Annotated in this window: 11 protein-coding genes; 5 read left to right on the forward strand and 6 right to left on the reverse strand. The window is 36.0% G+C overall.

Going from position 1 to position 18,589, the window contains the following annotated elements:
• The first annotated feature begins 65 nt into the window (after positions 1 to 65).
• Complete coding sequence (locus GXM16_RS02070; protein ID WP_163392250.1) at positions 66 to 1,412, forward strand: deoxyguanosinetriphosphate triphosphohydrolase; 1,347 nt, start codon at positions 66 to 68, stop codon at positions 1,410 to 1,412.
• Positions 1,413 to 1,417: 5 nt separating this feature from the next.
• Here GXM16_RS02070 and GXM16_RS02075 read toward each other — a convergent pair whose 3' ends face one another.
• Genes GXM16_RS02075 through GXM16_RS02090 form a run of 4 tightly spaced genes read right to left on the reverse strand, consistent with a single transcriptional unit; the run spans position 1,418 to position 5,808 of the window.
• Positions 1,418 to 2,416 (reverse strand): DUF3078 domain-containing protein, encoded by a 999-nt coding sequence (locus GXM16_RS02075; RefSeq protein WP_163392252.1) that lies wholly within the window; start codon positions 2,414 to 2,416, stop codon positions 1,418 to 1,420.
• A gap of 45 nt (positions 2,417 to 2,461) precedes the next feature.
• Positions 2,462 to 4,243: a 1-deoxy-D-xylulose-5-phosphate synthase gene (locus GXM16_RS02080; protein ID WP_163392254.1), complete on the reverse strand. Its 1,782-nt coding sequence runs from the start codon at positions 4,241 to 4,243 to the stop codon at positions 2,462 to 2,464.
• A gap of 54 nt (positions 4,244 to 4,297) precedes the next feature.
• On the reverse strand, positions 4,298 to 4,993 hold the full coding sequence (locus GXM16_RS02085; RefSeq protein ID WP_163392256.1) for a hypothetical protein: 696 nt from the start codon (positions 4,991 to 4,993) through the stop codon (positions 4,298 to 4,300).
• Positions 4,994 to 4,995: 2 nt separating this feature from the next.
• Positions 4,996 to 5,808 carry an energy transducer TonB gene (locus tag GXM16_RS02090; protein ID WP_163392258.1) on the reverse strand — a complete coding sequence of 271 codons (813 nt, stop codon included), beginning with the start codon at positions 5,806 to 5,808 and terminating at the stop codon, positions 4,996 to 4,998.
• A 62-nt stretch (positions 5,809 to 5,870) separates the two neighbouring features.
• Between GXM16_RS02090 and GXM16_RS02095 the strand changes: the two genes are divergently transcribed.
• The 3 genes from GXM16_RS02095 (at position 5,871) to pbpC (ending at position 14,789) form a co-directional block, all read left to right on the forward strand.
• On the forward strand, positions 5,871 to 6,314 hold the full coding sequence (locus GXM16_RS02095; RefSeq protein ID WP_163392260.1) for a nucleoside deaminase: 444 nt from the start codon (positions 5,871 to 5,873) through the stop codon (positions 6,312 to 6,314).
• 286 nt (positions 6,315 to 6,600) lie between these two features.
• Positions 6,601 to 12,285 carry an alpha-2-macroglobulin family protein gene (locus GXM16_RS02100; RefSeq protein ID WP_163392262.1) on the forward strand — a complete coding sequence of 1,895 codons (5,685 nt, stop codon included), beginning with the start codon at positions 6,601 to 6,603 and terminating at the stop codon, positions 12,283 to 12,285.
• A 128-nt stretch (positions 12,286 to 12,413) separates the two neighbouring features.
• Entirely contained in the window at positions 12,414 to 14,789 is a 2,376-nt protein-coding gene (gene pbpC, locus GXM16_RS02105) for a penicillin-binding protein 1C (RefSeq protein WP_163392263.1), read from the forward strand.
• Between the two features lie 368 nt (positions 14,790 to 15,157).
• Here the strand turns inward: pbpC and GXM16_RS02110 are convergent, their stop codons facing one another.
• Entirely contained in the window at positions 15,158 to 16,702 is a 1,545-nt protein-coding gene (locus GXM16_RS02110) for an Rne/Rng family ribonuclease (RefSeq protein ID WP_163392265.1), read from the reverse strand.
• A gap of 387 nt (positions 16,703 to 17,089) precedes the next feature.
• A complete protein-coding gene (locus tag GXM16_RS02115; RefSeq protein WP_007805026.1) occupies positions 17,090 to 17,380 on the reverse strand; it encodes an HU family DNA-binding protein in 291 nt (96 codons plus the stop codon).
• Between the two features lie 139 nt (positions 17,381 to 17,519).
• On the opposite strand from GXM16_RS02115, the gene mutY reads away from it, so the two are divergent.
• On the forward strand, positions 17,520 to 18,566 hold the full coding sequence (gene mutY, locus GXM16_RS02120; RefSeq protein WP_163392268.1) for an A/G-specific adenine glycosylase: 1,047 nt from the start codon (positions 17,520 to 17,522) through the stop codon (positions 18,564 to 18,566).
• Positions 18,567 to 18,589: the final 23 nt, after the last annotated feature.

Raw genomic sequence — 18,589 nt, forward strand, 5'->3', positions numbered from 1 at the left:
AATGTATTTTTGATTCTTCTAAATCATAAAATCTAAAAATCGTTAATCGACAATCCAAAATCATAATGAACTGGGAACAACTTTTATCTCTTAAAAAACAAGGCGACACAAACAAAAGATTACGTATAGAACAAGATGATACCCGATTAGGTTTTGAGGTCGATTATGACCGTATCATTTTTTCATCGGCATTTAGGTCTTTGCAGGATAAAACACAGGTAATTCCGCTCTCTAAGACAGATTTCGTACATACACGCTTAACGCATAGCCTTGAAGTTTCGGTTGTAGGACGTTCGCTTGGACGTTTGGTTGGGAAAAAAATTATTGAAAAATACCCTTATCTAAGAGAGGTTCACGGTTATCATATGAATGATTTCGGTGCGATTGTGGCTGCGGCATCATTGGCTCACGATATAGGGAATCCGCCTTTTGGACATTCTGGTGAAAAAGCGATTGGAGAATATTTTTCGAGCGGAAAAGGATTAAAATACAAAGATAAGCTTACTGCAAAACAATGGCAGGATCTAATTGATTTTGAAGGAAATGCTAATGGTTTCTCTGTTCTAACAGGAAGTCGTCCGGGAATAGAAGGAGGATTGCGTATTTCGTATGCCACTTTAGGAGCTTTTATGAAATACCCAAAAGAAAGCCTTCCTAAAAAACCAACAAGCAATATTGCAGATAAAAAATATGGTTTTTTTCAGGCCGATAAAATATTCTTTCAGGAAGTTGCAGAAGATATGGGGTTGATCCCAAATAAGGAAGATGATGATATTGGTTTTGAAAGACATCCTTTGGCTTATTTAGTTGAAGCTGCCGATGATATTTGCTATACAATAATCGATTTTGAAGATGGTATTAATTTAGGGTTGGTTTCTGAAGATTATGCTTTAGAATACCTCATCAAACTGGTAAAAGATAATATTGGTGTTGATAAATACAATTTATTAGAAACCAAAGAAGACCGAATCAGTTATCTTCGTGCTTTGGCAATTGGAGCTTTGATCAATGATGCTGTAGAAGTTTTTATTGAAAACGAAGAAGCAATTCTGGCAGGAAATTTCCCTTTTGCCTTAACAGATAAAAGCAAATATAAGGCACAGATGAATGATATTATCAAACTAAGTATAGATAAAATCTATCAAAGCCGTGAAGTAATTGAAAAAGAAATTGTCGGTTATCAAATAATCCAGACTTTGCTGGATAAATTCATCACAGCTTTTAATAACAAATATGAAGGGACTGCTTCAAATTACGATAAATTAATCCTGAAGATGCTTCCTGAAAAGCATCATTTGGAAAAAGGTAATTTATATGAGCGTCTGCTTCATATTTGTCATTACGTTTCTCTTTTAACCGATGGAAACGCGTTAGAATTATATGAAATGATTAATGGCAGAAAAAAAAGTTAATTCATTTAAAAAGCATATACAAGACCTACTCCCAGAACTTGTCTTAGTTGAACTTTTGGCCCGTCATCTACCTGTGACTTTGAGCCTGAAACAGGATCAACGACTTCTTTTTTGGCTTTAATATCATCGTCGTAAATGATGTGAAGTCCGATATTGGCCTTTACGTATGCATTGACAACGAGATCCAGACGTGTATCGTAATCTACGTCTACATTTCCAAATCGGTTTAAATAATCAGTGTATAAAGTCAGTCTGTTTTCGTAAAAAATGTTTTTGTAAATTTCGCTTTTCATGTATCCCGTAAAAAGGATACCAAATTCAGCCTTTACTTTCTGACCTTCTTCAATTAAGATCTGATTATCAGGATCAAGAGGATCTGGAGCATAAATAGCTTTTTTAACACCAAAAGCGCCCTGATTTGCTAAATCCTGATCTAATACCAAAGTAGTTTTTAATGTGATTGGAGAGAAATAAAAAGTTCTGTTCTTTTTTTTGTCTGAATTCTCAGCTCCTGCTCCAAGAAAGATATAAGCCGGAGCAAAAGGTTTAGAAATTGCTACATCCCTGTTTGGGTATCGATAACCGTTGGTAAACTGGGTGTTGAAATTGAATTTTGCAGAATAAAACCAATTGGATATAGTATCCTTTCTAAAACCATAAGTAGAGTTAAACTGTACTGCATCGTCCGTTTTTCTTAGTTCTGTCCCATCTTGCTTATTCATTCCATACTTCACAATAAGTTCATTAAACCATTTGTGATTGTCTTTCATGTATGTTCGGGTAAATTCGCCTTTAAACAATCCTGAAATAGAACTTGTTCCCCCTGCACTCCAGTTAACAAAGGCAATTTCTGAAATATCAAAACCAAGTTTGTTTTTTTTCGCCCAGTTAGAAGGAGGCGGGGCTATCTGCCCAGGATCTAATGTAGTTCTGATAATCTGAGAAAAACTGTTTGTTGTAAATAAAAGAATGAATAAAAAAAGGGTATAGCGGAGTAATTTCATTAGGTTTAACTTTTGATTTCTTTTCGGCTGTGCAAAATACTTATTTTATAATTTTTTAAAAAGATTTACAAGATTTTTAACGTCAATTTTGCAAAAATGTTGTTGCTCAATTACTGTGCCATGTTCAATAAAAATGTCTGGAATACCTAAAATTTCTATTTTTTTTGCAAAACTATTTGCTGTAGCATACTCCAGAACCGCGCTTCCAAAACCACCAATTTTTGTTCCTTCTTCAATGGTAATGATATAATCAAAAGAGGCTAATATTTTGTCTAACAAATCATTGTCCAAAGGTTTTATAAAAGGAAAATCGTAATGAGCAATGGTTTCAGGATTGCCTAATTGATTTAAAGCGGCAATTACATTATTTCCAATAGCGCCGGTAGATAAAACAGCTGTTTTTGTTCCGGATTTTAAACAATTTGCTTTCCCAATCGAAACAGGTTTATAATGTCCGAAATTTTCTGTTCTCCAATTTGGCAAAACGCCACGCCCGCGCGGATATCGGATAGCTATTGGATGATTTAATCCCAGTTGGGCTGTATATAAAATATTTTGAAGCGCAATTTCGTTTATTGGCGCATAAATGATCATATTTGGAATAGCTCTTAAATAAGCAATATCGAAAACGCCATGATGTGTTGCACCGTCTTCGCCAACCAGACCGGCCCTGTCTAAACAAAAAATAACAGGTAAATTTTGAATTGCAACATCATGGATGACCTGATCATAGGCACGCTGTAAGAAAGTAGAATAAATATTACAATATACAATCATGCCCTGTGTTGCCATTCCTGCGGCAAGTGTTACGGCATGCTGTTCTGCAATTCCTACGTCAAAAGCACGTTCCGGCAATTCATCCATCATGAATTTTAAAGAACTTCCGGATGGCATTGCAGGTGTGATTCCGATAATTTTTTGGTTCTTTTTGGCTAAATCCAGTATGGTCAGGCCAAAAACATCCTGAAATTTTGGAGGTAAATTTTCTTCAGACTTTAGATGAATTTCTCCGGTTGAAGCATCAAATTTTCCTGGAGCATGATATTTTACCTGATTTTCTTCTGCCTGCTGCAGACCTTTTCCTTTTGTAGTAACAATATGAAGAAATTTTGGTCCTTTTATCTTTTTTAAACGATTTAATTCTTTGATTAATAAGGGGATATCATGTCCGTCAATTGGGCCTGAATAGTCAAAATTTAAAGATTTGATGATATTATTCTGCTTCGGATTTTTTCCGTTTTTAACCGCTGTCAGATATTTTTTTAAAGCCCCTACACTTGGATCGATTCCGATAGCATTGTCGTTTAAAATAACCAAAATATTAGCATCGGTAACTCCTGCATGGTTTAAGCCCTCAAATGCCATTCCGCTGGCAATTGAAGCGTCACCGATTACGGCAATATGTTCTTTGTCAAAATCTCCTTTTAGTTTAGAAGCAATCGCCATTCCAAGCGTTGCAGAGATTGACGTTGAAGAATGTCCAACACCAAAAGCATCGTAAACGCTTTCGTCTCTTTTTGGGAATCCCGCAACGCCGCCCAGCTGTCTGTTGGTGTGAAAATTTTCTCTTCTTTCGGTTAAAATCTTATGTCCGTAAGCCTGATGGCCCACATCCCAAACCAGTAAATCTTCTGGGGTGTTAAAAACATAATGTAGTGCAATTGTTAGTTCAATCACGCCCAAACTCGCTCCCAAATGTCCTTCTTTTACAGAAACCACATCAATAATAAACTGACGTAATTCCTGAGCAACCTGAGCAAGTTGCTCTTCTTTTAAAAGGCGTAAATCGGCGGGATTGTATATACCTGAAAGTAAATTGCTTTTCATTGTAAGGATAAAAAGCAAATTTACGGTTTTATATTTAATTTCTTTGGATGTGTCTTATTTCAAAAAAAGTGGAACAGAATATTGCATTTTGATTTTTTTTCCGTTGAATTCTCCCGGCTTCCATTTAGGGCATAAGTTCAGAACTCTGATCATTTCTTTTTCAACAGTTTCTTCGACTGCCGGCGAACACTCAAGAAATGAAACTGTACCGTTTTTTTCTACTGCAAATGCAAGATTGAGATTGATTTTCCAATAACTTGCACTTTCCGGTTTTTTATATTCTTTCATAAAAAAATTATGAAACTGTTCAATTCCACCAGGAAATTCTGCATTGATTTGAGATGGGATTTCTGCTGCATGAGTAGTTTTACTCGTTACTTTTGCAGCGCTGTTTTTCTCATTGTTTACTTTCTCAGCCTGAATGTTTTTGTTTACTTTGAGTTTAGCAGATTTTATAAGATTTTCCTTTGCCGGTGATGAAACGGAATGATTAGGATTGTCTTTGAGAGAAGTTGTTTTAGTAAGGATAACTTCTTCTTCAGTGTTTTTTTTAGCATGTTCCGATTGAATTTCTTGTGGAGACGGAGAAATCTGTTTCGAATTATCATTTTGCTTGTTTACGGAATTAGCAACAACTTCTGTTTTACTATTTTCTTTCTTATTGTCATTTTTATCCGCACAGCTAAACAGTGTTGTTACTGTAATAAAAAATGAAGCAAATAAAAACATTTTAGAGTAATATTTCTGCATATTTAAAGTAAGATTGATAATGTATAAGATGATCGGACAATGTGATTTTTTCGTTTTCCCGGAATCCATTTCGGACCTGTTTTTAAGATTCTGATAGCTTCTTCACCTATTTCTTTCGGTGTATTTTTGACTATGTTAAAGTTACTCAGACTGCCATCTTCTTCTACCACAAATAAGACAGCAATTTTACCTTTAGTTGAGACAGTATAATTTTTATTAAAAAATTTATAGAATTGTTTCATCCCGTTTTCCGGAACAGGTAAGACATCTAAATCAGTTTGATTATAGATAATATGATACTTAAAATTTCCTGATTCACTAATACCAGGAGATATTATTACTCCCATTGTAATTGCGATGTCACGTTTTATTTTTTTGGTTTTTTTAGATTCTATCTCATGTCCATAACATGTTGAAACAACTTCTTCATCCTGATTTTGTTCTGTATTATCAACAACTTCGATCTTATCAATTTTCTTTTTGTTTCCATCTTTATCAGAACAGCTAAACAAGGTCGTTCCCATTGCAATAAATAAAGCAAGTAAAAATATTTTAGGATAATGCGTTTGAGAATATAATACGCGATTTGGAATTTGAATAATTACAGAATCTAATTGCGATTTTTTAAATCTGCCGCAAATACTTCCATTTTGATTCTGAATAAAGAAATGCTGAATTTCATTCGGGAGCATGGAAGTAAAATCAACCACCGTTTTAGAACAGCTCATACAAAAACGTCCATTATCCTTTGGCGTCATCTTATCCCAGTTTTCCTGGCAGGGCTCCGGTATGGTGATTTTGTAATTTCTTTCCATGCTTTGAATTTCAGGATTTAAATGTAATAAAAATAAAGTGTAAAAGTTCTATTTTTGTACTTATGATAAATCCTTTCACCCACGAGTACTTTATGAAGAAAGCTTTGCAGGAAGCTGAAATGGCTTTTAGTAAAGGCGAAATTCCTGTTGGCGCTGTGATTGTTGTGGCTGATAAAGTGATTGCAAGCAGTCATAATTTAACGGAATTGTTAAATGATGTTACAGCTCATGCCGAAATGCAGTCGATAACCGCAGCAGCCAATTTTCTGGGAGGAAAATATTTAAAAGACTGTACCTTATATGTCACACTTGAACCTTGCCAGATGTGTGCCGGAGCTTTGTATTGGAGCCAGATTTCAAAAATTGTTTTTGGTGCTCGTGATGAGCAACGCGGATTTATGAATATGGGAACCAAACTGCATCCCAAAACAACTGTGGTTTCAGGAGTTATGGCTAATGAAGCTGCCGATTTGATGAAAAGGTTTTTTCTGGAAAGACGTAAATAGCCTTATGAAAACCTGATGCCTAGCCCAGATGGAAGCGGCATACTTTTTATTCGCTTTTTTTGCGGATAAAAAGATATAGCGGACAGCTGGAAACAGCTCCTTATCAAACATCAGCTGACGTGTAACTTCAATGAATACCAAATAATTTTGAGTAGGGAATTTTCTTCTTAAAAGATTCAGAAAATATTATACTTTTATCATAATTTAATTTGTGTTTTACTGTTATATTTTTTAACTGTGAAGGCTATTAAATTTCTTAATTGTTAACCATTAACTCTAAATAAAAGTGAAAACAAAAGGATTAGTTCTCGTACTTTGTGTGTTTTTTATTTTTCAATCCTGCGGGCGAAAATCAGCTGCAGATTTTAATTCTGATTTTTCATTATTTAAAGAGTATATCACCAGTTTTACAGGTGGAATTGTTTCTGCGGATTCTGATATCCGCGTGGTTTTAGCTTTTGATAAAAACGACTGGAAACCGAATCAGGAATTAGACGATGATTTGTTTGATATTTCGCCCAGTGTGAGTGGGAAAGTTGTAGCGCTTTCAACCAATACCTTAGCTTTTATTCCAGAGAAAAAGCTAAAACCCGGAACAGAATATCAGGTTACTTTAAACCTGGATAAATTAACTGCAATTCCGAAGGAAAAAGAAAAGGAACTTTCTAAATTCAACTTTACAGTTAAGACCTTAAAACAGGATTTTACTATAAATACGGCTGATATTCAATCCTATAGTAAGGAATACCAATATTTAAACTGTGTTTTAAAAACGGCAGATAATATTGATCTGGAAACGGCTAAAAAATTAGTTGAAGCCAAACAGAAAGGGAATGATCTTAAAATTAAGTTTGATAGAAATCCGGCTTCGGGTAAAGAGTTTCACTTTATAATTGACAGCATACAGCGTTATTCTGAGGCCACAAATCTTGAAATTATTTATGACGGAGATGATTTTGATATTGATCAGAAAGGCCAAATCGATTTTCCTATTACCGGTATCAATGAATTCAAAGTTATTAAAGTCGAAGTTCCTGATGGAAGCAGTCAGTCTGTATCGATCAATTTTTCTGAACCATTGGAAAAAGGGCAGGATTTTGCCGGATTAGTTTCGATTCAGAATACCAATAATCTGAAATTTTCTACTCAGGGAAATTTACTGAAAGTTTATTTTACGAATCAAAAAGCTCCTAAAAAAGAAGAGCCGGTAGTTGTTGCTGTAGAAGAACCAGTTGCTGTTGCAGTGGATTCAGCGGCTGTTGTCGTGGATTCAGCAGCAGTTGCAGTGGATTCAGCGGCTGCTATTGTAGAAGAAGCTGTTGAATATGTGCCGGATGAAGAACCGGAACAAGTGGTAATGGGTGAATTGCTGTTGGAAGTTTTTCAGGGAATTGAAAGTCAGTATGGTAAAAAAATGGAGGCGAACTACTCTGAAAAAATATCTTTTGACCAGATCAAACCCAATGTTCGTTTTATTAAAAACGGAACGATTCTGCCAAGTTCAAATAATCTAAAACTAAATTTTGAAGCTGTAAACCTTAGTGCTGTTGATGTAAAGGTTTATAAAATTTACAAGAATAATATTCTTCAGTTCCTTCAGTATAATGAATTAAACGGAGCGCAGAATCTCAAGAAAGTGGCTCAGCCAATTGCGAAAACAACACTTAATCTAAAAGAAAGTACACTTGTAAATCTAACCAAATGGAATACCTACGCCCTGGACTTATCTAAAATCATCAAACCGGAACCGGGAGCGATTTACAGAGTCGAATTTGAATACAAAAGAAAATATTCGTTATACAAGTGTGAAAGTTCAGACGAAGATTCAAATCAGGAAGAGGAAGAAGAAGTTGATGAAAATGATGTAAACTATAGCGGCAATTCGTACGACGATTATTACTATGACGATTATGACTGGCGAGAAAGTCAGGATCCGTGTTCTGGTTCGTATTATTACAATGCCAGAATTGCTACCAATATTCTGGCTACAGATCTGGGTGTAATTGCTAAAAGAGGTGAGAACAAATCGTATTTATTTGCGGTAAATAATATTGTTACGACAGAACCGGTTTCGAACGCAAGAGTAGACTTGTATAATTTTCAACAGCAGAAAATTGCCAGTGAAGCGACCAGTAGTGAAGGAATCGCTTCTTTTCAACTGGATAAGTTTGCTTATTTTGCGATTGTTACTTTAGGCGATCAATCTACATATGTGAAGCTGGATGACGGGCTTTCGTTGTCTGTGAGTAATTTTGATGTTGCCGGTGAAACGTTGCAAAAAGGGCTGAAAGGTTTTATTTACGGTGAGAGAGGTGTGTGGCGTCCGGGCGACAATCTGTATCTGTCTTTTATTTTGAATGATGCAGCGAATAAATTGCCTAAATCTCATCCAATTAAATTTAGATTGAATGATCCGAATGGGAAAACGGTTTATCAGACGGTTCAAAAAACAAATGAACTGAATCACTATGCCTTTATAGTCCCAACCAATTCAGAAGTGCCAACCGGTAACTGGGAAGCGATGGTAAGTGTTGGTGGTGCTAAATTTTACAAAAGCATTAAAATTGAAACCATTAAGCCAAATCGTTTAAAAATTAAGAATAATTTTTCCAGAAAAACGCTCTCATCGTCGTATCCAAATACGAGTAATCTTGAGGTTACCTGGCTTCACGGCGCGATTGCCAAAAATCTGAATGTAGAAATGCAGGCGAAGTTTTCTCAGCAGACGACTACTTTTAAAGGTTATGAAAAATATTCCTTTGATGATTTGGCGCGTCAGTTCAGTACCGAGGAAATCAACGTGTTCTCCGGAAAATTAAACGAAAAAGGAAAAGCTTCAGTAAACATTCAGCCAAGATTACAAGGTCAGGCACCGGGAATGCTTCGTGCTTCATTCATTACTAAAGTCTATGAAGAAGGAGGGGATTTTAGCACTGATGTAATGTCGACAACTTATTCTCCATATAAAACCTATGTCGGTATAAAATCGCCTGAGCTGAACAAATACAATATGCTTGAAACGAGAACAAATAATCGTTTTGAGGTTATTACAGTAGATGAAAACGGAAGGCCGAAATCTGTTAGAAATCTGGAAGTGAGAATTTATAAAGTTGACTGGCGTTGGTGGTGGGATTCTTCGAGCGATAATTTATCAAATTATAACTCTTCAAATGCTACAACATCTTATAAATCAACTATAATTAATACCGATTCAAGCGGAAGAGGTAGTTTTCAGTTTGCTTTGACCGATGAAGAATGGGGTCGTTATTTAATTCGTGTGGAAGATCAGCAAGATGGTCATGCTACTTCTTTAACCGTAAATATTGACTGGCCAATCTGGTCTGGGAAAACACGTAACAGAGATGCTTCTACAGCTAATATGCTGGTTTTTTCTACAGATAAGAAAAACTATGCTGTTGGAGAAAAGGCACAAATTTCTTTCCCTTCAAGTGAAGGCGGACGCGCTTTAATCTCAATCGAAAACGGATCAAGAGTTGTACAAACCATTTGGGCTGAAACCAAAAACGGTGAAACTAAAGTTGAGGTTCCAATTACAGGAGCTATGGCGCCAAACGTTTATTTCAATATTACCCTATTGCAGCCGCATGCTTCAACTAAAAACGATTCGCCAATTCGTATGTACGGAATCGTTCCGATTGAAGTGGTAGATAAAAATACCATCCTGACCCCAACACTTTCAATGCCCGATGTTCTGAAACCTGAGCAAAATTTTACCGTAAAAGTGGGTGAAAAATCAGGGAAAGAAATGACCTATACAATTGCCGTTGTTGATGAAGGGCTTTTGGATTTAACCCGTTTTAAGACGCCAAATGCCTGGGATAGTTTCTACGTTCGTGAAGCTCTTGGAGTAAAAACATGGGACATTTATGATGATGTGATTGGAGCGTATGGTGGAAAAATAAACCAGATTTTCAGTATTGGTGGAGATCAGGATTTAGGTGGCGGAAAAGCGAAGAAAGCCAATCGTTTTAAACCTGTTGTTTTGTACTACGGACCATTTAAATTAGGAAAAGGAGAAACGAAATCACATCAGTTAAAACTGCCAAAATACATTGGTTCTGTACGAACAATGATTGTGGCGGGAGACGCGAATACAAGCGCTTACGGAAGCGTAGAAAAAGCAACGCCTGTTAAGAGTCCGCTGATGGTGTTGGCTTCATTGCCAAGAAAGATTTCACCATCAGAGAAAGTAACACTTCCGGTAACTGTTTTTGCAACTGAAAACAAAATCAAAAATGTCACAGTTCAGGTTAAAACAAGTAATGGATTGAAAGTTATGGGGGGTGCAGTTAAGAGACTGAATTTTGCACAGCCGGATGAAAAAATGGCTTATTTTAATTTAGTTGTCGGTTCTGCGACCGGAATTGCTAAAGTTCAGGTAATCGCAACATCAGGAAGTGAGAAATCAGTTTACGATGTTGAAATCGATATGACGAATCCAAATCCGGTTACGAGTACTTTTACAGATGTTGTTTTAACGCCAAATAGTACCAAAACAATTTCATGGAAGACATTCGGAATTGCAGGAAGTAATAAAGCAAGACTGGAAGTTTCATCAATGCCATCTATGAACCTGAATGGAAGATTGCAATTCCTGATTCAGTACCCGCATGGTTGTGTAGAGCAGACGACTTCATCTGTTTTCCCTCAATTGTATTTGGGAGATGTTGCTGATATTGATGCGAAACGCAAAGATCTGATTCAGAAAAATATTGCGACGGGAATCACCAGATTGGGTAATTTTCAATTATCGAATGGCGGAATGCCTTACTGGCAGGGCAATGCAATTGCAGATGACTGGGGAACTTCTTACGCCGGACATTTCTTGATTGAAGCAGAGAAAAAAGGATATGTACTGCCAATAAATTTCAAATCGAAATGGATTTCATATCAGCAACGTGAGGCAAAACAATGGCGTTTTGAGCCGAAATACGGAAATGATCTGGCTCAGGCGTATCGTTTATATACCTTGGCTTTAGCAGGAAATGCCGATTTATCAGCCATGAACAGATTAAGAGAAACAAAAGGGATTTCGAATGAAAGTATGCTTCGTCTTGCTGCCGCTTATGTTTTGGCAGGACAAAAATCAGCTGGACAAAGTTTGTTTTTACGTACCAGTATCGACGGAAGTTCAGATGGTTATAACTATTACTATTATGGTTCAAGTGAAAGAAACAGAGCAATGGCTTTAGAAACGATGCTTCTTTTAGGACAAAAGCAAAAAGCATTTGTAACGGCGACTAAATTAGCTAAAGAAATGTCGGCTAACCAGTGGATGAGTACGCAGACAACGGCTTACTGTTTGTATGCAATGTCGAAATTTGCGATGAGTAACGGTCCAAAAGGAATCAATATTCAGTTTAGCAAAAACGGAAAAGGAGAAATAATCAATACAGGTAAATCGGTTGCAGATCGCAGTTTGTCTGTAGCTTCCGGAGCAAATAGTATTACGCTGAAAAACAATAAAGCCAATACAGTTTATGTTCGTGTTCTGAATACAGGAATTCTGCCAATCGGAAAAGAAAATGCAGTTCAAAGTGATGTTACCGCTTCTATTGTTTTCAAAAATAGAAAAGGAAGCGTGATCAATGTTTCGAAAATTAATCAGGGAACTGAATTTGTTGCTGAGGTTACGATTAAAAACCAAAGGGGAGAAAGCGTTCAAAATGTAGCATTATCACAAATTCTGCCTTCAGGATTCGAAATTGTGAATACGCGTTTCACAGATTATGGAGATGCTATAAATAACATTGCTGATTATATTGATATCCGTGATGACAGAACGAATTTCTATTTCGGAATGAAAGCAAGGGAAACCAAAGTCTTCCGTATTCTGCTGAATGCATCGTATTTAGGAAATTATTATCTGCCGGGATTGCAATGCGAAGCAATGTACGATAATACATTCTTAGCAAGAACAAAAGGATTCTGGGTTGAGGTTGTGAAATAAAAATAAAGTTTCACGCAGATTCAGCAGATTTGGCAGATTTTATTTTATCGGCTTGATCTGCAAAATCTGCGAGAAAAAAATTTGTGAACTTTGCGAAACGTAGCTGCTTTGCGGTTAAATCATCAATATTGAAAAATAAATTAAAAGCGTTTTTGCAACGCATTATAAACTGGATTAAAAACAATAAAATAAAATCAGCAATTGCATTTCTGCTCTTGCTGATTTACTATTTTTCGTTACCCCGAACGTTATTCAAAGAACCGTATTCAACAGTTATAGAAAGTAAAGAAGGAGAACTGCTTGGTGCTAAAATTGCCAGAGACGGACAATGGCGTTTTCCGGCACAAGACAGCGTTCCCGACAAATTCAAAAAATGTATCGTTTATTTTGAAGATGAATATTTCTATAAACACCCTGGTTTTAATCCCGGTGCGATGATTAATGCTTTTAAGCAAAATAGAAAAGCAGGAAAAGTAGTTCGAGGTGGAAGCACGCTGACGCAGCAAGTTGTAAGATTATCCCGAAAAGGAAGAAACAGAACCTATTTCGAAAAGATAATAGAAATTATTCTCGCTACCAGATTAGAACTAGGCTATTCTAAAAATGAAATTCTCGAAATGTACGCTGCACATGCGCCATTTGGAGGAAATGTTGTGGGATTGGAAATGGCTTCGTGGCGATATTTTGGCGTTCAGTCGAATCAATTATCCTGGGCAGAAAATGCTGTTTTGGCTGTTTTACCTAATGCTCCAAGTTTGATTTATCCGGGGAAAAATCAAATAAAACTATTAAACAAACGAAACCGGCTTTTATTAAAACTGCATCAGGAAGGCATAATCGACAAGCAGACTTATGAACTTTCAGTTGAAGAGCCATTACCTCAAAAACCTTATGATCTTCCTCAAATCGCTCCGCATTTACTTCAAAGAGTCGCTAAAAACGAAGAAGGAACAAGAGTAAAAACGACTATTGATTACGCACTTCAAAACAGAGTCAATCAAATTGCGAGATATTATTATAATCAGTACAAACAGAATGAAGTTCATAATCTGGCGATTTTGGTAATTGATGTTCAGAGCAGAAATGTAATGAGTTATGTTGGAAATTCTCCTGCCGATTCAGATCATCAAAAAGATGTCGATATTATCGATGCACCAAGAAGCACAGGAAGTATCTTAAAACCACTTTTGTATGGTGCTATGCTGGATGATGGTGAATTACTGCCGAATACCTTAATTGCCGATATTCCAACACAGATTTCGGGTTATACGCCACAGAATTTCAATCTCACGTTTGACGGTGCGGTTCCGGCACACCGGGCATTGTCACGGTCTTTGAATATTCCGGCGGTTTTGATGCTTCAGGATTTTGGAGTAAATAAGTTTTACGAAGAATTGCAGAAGTTCAAATTAAAGAACATTAATAAAACACCTGATCATTACGGGTTATCGTTGATTTTAGGAGGTGCTGAAAGCAATTTGTGGGATTTATGCCGAACGTATGCGAATCTTTCTTCTACGGTTAATTATTACACAAAAAATAAAGGGCAATACAGAACAAATGAATTTGCAGAGCTGAATTATAAAAACGATTTTGAACCCGATTTTGGTTCAGAAACCAATCAGAAGAATATCTTGGGGGCAGGATCAATCTGGCTGACTTACAACGCAATGGAAGAGGTAAACAGGCCGGAAGGAGACGAGGCCTGGAAGTTTTACGACAGTTCGCTCAAAATTGCCTGGAAAACCGGAACAAGTTTCGGAAACAGGGATGCATGGGCTATTGGAACAAATTCCAGATATGTTGTTGGGGTTTGGGCTGGAAATGCTACAGGCGAGGGAAGGCCAACTTTGACCGGCGTTACCAGTGCAGCACCAATTTTATTTGATGTTTTTAATTTACTGCCAAGACAAAGATGGTTTGATACTCCATATAATGATTTGGCTGAAGTTGAGGTTTGCCGATTAAGTGGTTATCTCGCAAAAGATAATTGCCCGAAAATCAAACAATGGGTTTCTAAAAAAGGAAAATCGACAAAAGTTTGTCCGTATCATAAAACGGTACATTTAGATAAAACCGAGCAGTTTCAGGTTAATAGCAGCTGTGAAAACATCGATAATATTGTGACTAAGAACTGGTTTGTACTGCCTCCGGTTATGGCTTGGTATTATAAAAGCCAGCATATTGAATACTTGCCGCTGCCACCGTTTAAAGAAGGTTGTGAAGCAACTCAAATGACAACAATGGATTTTATTTACCCGAAAGCGAATAGTAAAATTTATTTAACGAAGGATTTTAATAGTAATGTACAGCCAGTCATCATAAAAGTTGCTTATTCTGAGAGAGATAAAGAGCTTTTTTGGTATGTAGATGATGTTTATAAAGCCACAACCAAAACGTTTCATGAATTGCCAATTACACCTTCAGCAGGAATTCACTATTTAACTGTTGTTGATGCTGAAGGGAATGAAATTAGAAGGAAAATTGAGATAGTGAGGGAATAAATTTAAAAATCAGATCTCAATTTTTATAAATCCCAAATTCCAAAAATGTTCATTAGATGATGTTTTGTCAGACGGACCGGAGTCGAAGCCATTTACTTTTCATAAGCCTTCGACTTCGCTAAAGACGAATTCTTATAAATAAGTTTTTTTTGCAATAAATAGAATGACTTTTTGAAAACGGCTGCCTAGCCCGGATAGAAGTGGAAATCCTTTTGTTTTTTTCTTTAAAAAACAAAAGATTACAACGGATAGCCGGAAATTGCTCCTGATAAAACAAATTGTATTTTAAATACAAAAAAATGAGATTGCTTCGTTCCTAGCAATGACCCATAAAAAAACCGCCAGTCTTTCGAAAGGCGGTTTTTGTTTTATTCTGAGATAACATTTCCTTTTTTGTCGTAGAAATGATATTCTAAGTACGTGTAAGCGTCACGAGGTATGATTTTCACCCATTTCTTATGCTCAAAAAACCATTTTGAGCGTAAGGATGGAAAACCTTTACTGAGGTATGCAGCCACAAACGGATGTACATTAAGGACAACATTTTTGTGGGTTTTTAGAAGTCGGTCTAAATCAGATGAGATTTTATCGATAATTAAGATAGGTGCTTCAATTTCACCATTTACTTTATTAGGATCTTCTTCTCTGGTTTTGATGTTGACTTCGGGTCTTACTCTTTGCCTTGTAATTTGAACCAGGCCAAATTTACTCGGAGGCAATATTTTATGTTTTGCTTTATCGTCGCTCATTTCTTCTCGCAAGAAGTCGAACAAAACTTTCCTGTTTTCAGGATTAGACATATCGATAAAATCAACTACGATTATTCCGCCCATATCACGCAGACGAAGTTGTCTGGCAATTTCAGCGGCTGCAATCATATTCACTTCCATGGCGGTATCTTCCTGGTTGGTCGCTTTATTAGAACGATTTCCGCTGTTTACGTCTATAACGTGCAGCGCTTCGGTGTGTTCTATGATAAGATAAGCGCCTTTGCTCATTGAAACCGTTCTTCCAAAAGAAGTTTTGATTTGTCTCTCTATATTGTATTTCTCAAAAATCGGAGTGTCGTTTGATTGATAAAACTTCACAATTGATTGTTTTGAAGGTGCAATTTCCTGCAGATAATCCTTCGTTTGATGGTACAACTCTTCATCATCTATCTGAATACCACTAAAGGTATCGTTAAAAACATCTCTTAATATTGAAGAAGCTCTGTTAAGCTCTCCTAATACTTTGGATGGATGATGAGCAGTTGGTAATTTTTTACACATTGCAGTCCATCTGCCAAGCAGGTTCTGCAAATCTTTTTCTAATTCGGCTGTATTTTTGCCTTCGGCTACTGTGCGAACAATAACACCAAATCCTTTAGGTTTGATCGATAGAACAAGTTTTTTTAAACGGTCCTTTTCTTTTTTGTCTTCTATTTTTTGAGAAATAGAAACACGATCAGAAAACGGAACCAGAACGATAAATCTTCCTGCCAGTGAAAGCTCAGCGCTTATTCTTGGCCCTTTGGTCGATATAGGTTCTTTAACCACTTGTACTAAGACAGATTGATTGGCACTTAAAATATCAGTAATGATGCCATCTTTGTCAATCTCTTTTTCAAACTGAAAGGTTTTTAGGGAGAAATCTTTTATTTTACCTGCGCTTACAAGTTTTATGAATTTCAGTTGGGAAGCTAGGTTTGGCCCTAAATCGTGATAATGTAAAAAGGCATCTTTCTCAAAGCCTACATTTACAAAAGCAGCATTAAGTCCGGCAACTGGTTTTCTGATTTTGGCAATAAAAATATCACCAACCTGAAAGTTGCTTGTTTCTTGTTCCTTGTGTAATTCAATTAGTTTTCCATCTTTTAATAAGGCAAAATCTACGGCTTCAGGACTAGATCTAATGATCAATTCTTTATTCACTCTGTAAATTTTTATCCGTGAATTGGTTGTCAGTTGTTTTGTTGATAGCTGTTGGTAAAAACCAAAAGCCAAAAACCAAAAACCATCAACTTCTACAAGGATGGATTAAACAATATTTTTTAACAGGTATTAACCCGGCGAAAAAAAATTAATAGAGATGTAGAGTAAAGACTATAGATTTTGCGTCTATATTCTATTTTTCTTTTCTCTTTCATCTTTTTTCAATTTCAATGAACGTTTAAAAAGAAAAAAGTAGTTTAAAACTACTTTTTCTTTTTGTGACGGTTAGCTCTCGCTCTTTTTTTTCTTTTGTGAGTAGCTACCTTATGTCTCTTTCTTTTTTTACCACTTGGCATATCGTATCGATTTTATGATTAATTAATAGTGTTATTTTGCTTCGTTGTTTGTTTTTACCCCCTCTACAAAAACTTTTGCAGGTTTAAAAGCAGGAATATTGTGTGCAGGAATTTTGATTGTGGTATTTTTAGAAATGTTTCTTCCTGTTTTCTCAGCTCTGGTTTTTACGATGAAACTTCCGAAACCTCTTAGGTAAACATTGTCACCAGTTTCTAATGAAGTCTTAACTTCTTCCATAAAAGTTTCAACTGTTGCCTGAACGTCTCCTTTTTCAAGACCTAATTTCTCTGAAATCTTCGCTACGATATCTGCTTTCGTCATTTTCTTTCCTATTTTATTTATAAATGATGTACTATTTTTTTGAGGTTGCAAATATAGGAATTAAAAAAATAATTAATCAAGCTAATTCGTTAAATTTTAATTACATAAACATTTACTTTTGTTTTCTAAGTATTTTAAAATGAATTTTCATAACACGCTGATAAATTGGTATTTACAAAACAAACGTGATTTGCCCTGGCGAAATACGGTTGATCCGTACCATATTTGGCTCTCAGAAATTATGCTCCAGCAAACAAGAGTGGCGCAGGGAATGCCGTATTTTTTTTCTTTTACAAAGGAATTTCCTACTGTTTTTGATTTGGCAAATGCTGATGAAGAAAAAGTTCTAAAACTCTGGCAGGGATTAGGATATTATTCCAGGGCGAGAAACCTGCATAAAACAGCTCAGTATATTGCAAATGATTTAAATGGAGTTTTTCCGGCTACTTATAATGATTTGTTGAAGTTAAAAGGTGTTGGCGAATATACAGCGGCTGCGATTGCTTCTTTTTCTTATAATGAGGCTGTTCCGGTGGTTGATGGCAATGTATTCAGAGTGCTTTCACGTTATTTCGATATTGAATCGGATATTACATTACCTGCGACTAAAAAAGAATTTACTGCGCTTGCAAAAGAATTGATGCCGGACGGTAATCCTGCTATATTCAATCAGGCTATTATGGAATTTGGGGCGATACAATGTGTTCCTAAAAGTCCGGATTGTAATATTTGTGTATTCAACAATAGCTGCCTGGCACTGCAAAAGAAAAAAGTAGATGTTTTGCCTGTAAAATCAAAAAAGCTGAAAGTGACCAACCGCTTCTTTAATTATCTGATTGTAGAAGATATTGAGGGAAAAACCTTAATACAAAAAAGAACCGCGAAGGGGATTTGGCATAATCTCTATGAATTTCCGTTAGTGGAAACTCAAGAAATTATAAGCTTTGATTTTATCTCAAAAGTTGTTCAGCAGGGTATTTTGTCTTCTTATACCATTACCGCTATTGAAGAATGTTCGCAAGCAACTGTTATTCATAAACTTTCCCATCAGCATCTACACATACAGTTCTGGAAAATTAAAGTAAATAATGTTTTGGTTAATGGGTTGAATTTTAGTGATTTAAAATCGCTTCCATTTCCGATTGTGATTTATAATTTTATTGAAAAGGAAGAAATAAATCGTTAAAAAAAAGTACCTTTGATACAAAA

This window comes from Flavobacterium limi (assembly GCF_010645075.1).
GTDB lineage: Bacteria > Bacteroidota > Bacteroidia > Flavobacteriales > Flavobacteriaceae > Flavobacterium > Flavobacterium limi.